General features: G+C 65.9%; 1 pseudogene. It reads left to right on the forward strand.

Annotated elements, in window-relative coordinates:
- A pseudogene (locus BLA15945_RS37545) lies at nt 1-578 on the forward strand (glycosyltransferase); the annotation flags it as partial.

Genomic DNA, 578 nt, shown 5'->3' on the forward strand with positions numbered 1-578 from the left:
CGCCGGCGCCGAGGTCGTCGCCGCGAAGCGCACCGACCGCATGTGCGATCCGCTGATGCAGCGCGTGGCCGCCGCACTCTATTACCGCGTACACAACCACCTTTCCGAAGTCGAAATGCCCGAGAACGTCGGCGATTTCCGGCTGATGGACCGCCAGGTCGTCGACGCGCTGCGCGCGCTGCCCGAGCGGCGGCGCTTCATGAAAGGCCTGTTCGCGTGGGTCGGCTTCCGCACCGAGATCATCGAATACACGCGCGCGGCACGCAGCGGCGGCCGCTCGAAATTCTCCGGGTGGCGACGCTGGAACTTCGCACTCGAAGGCATCACGAGCTTCAGCACCGTGCCGCTGCGCGTGTGGACCTACATCGGCCTCGTGTTCGCCGCGCTCTCGTTCGTCTACGGCGCTTACATCGTCATGCGCACGCTGCTGTTCGGCAATCCCGTGCACGGCTACGCGTCGCTCATCTCCGCGATGCTGTTCGTCGGCGGCATCCAGCTGATCGGCATCGGCGTCATCGGCGAATACCTCGGCCGCATCTATCACGAATCGAAGCAGCGCCCGGTCTATCTCGTGCGGC

Source organism: Burkholderia arboris (genome assembly GCF_902499125.1).
Lineage (GTDB): Bacteria > Pseudomonadota > Gammaproteobacteria > Burkholderiales > Burkholderiaceae > Burkholderia > Burkholderia arboris.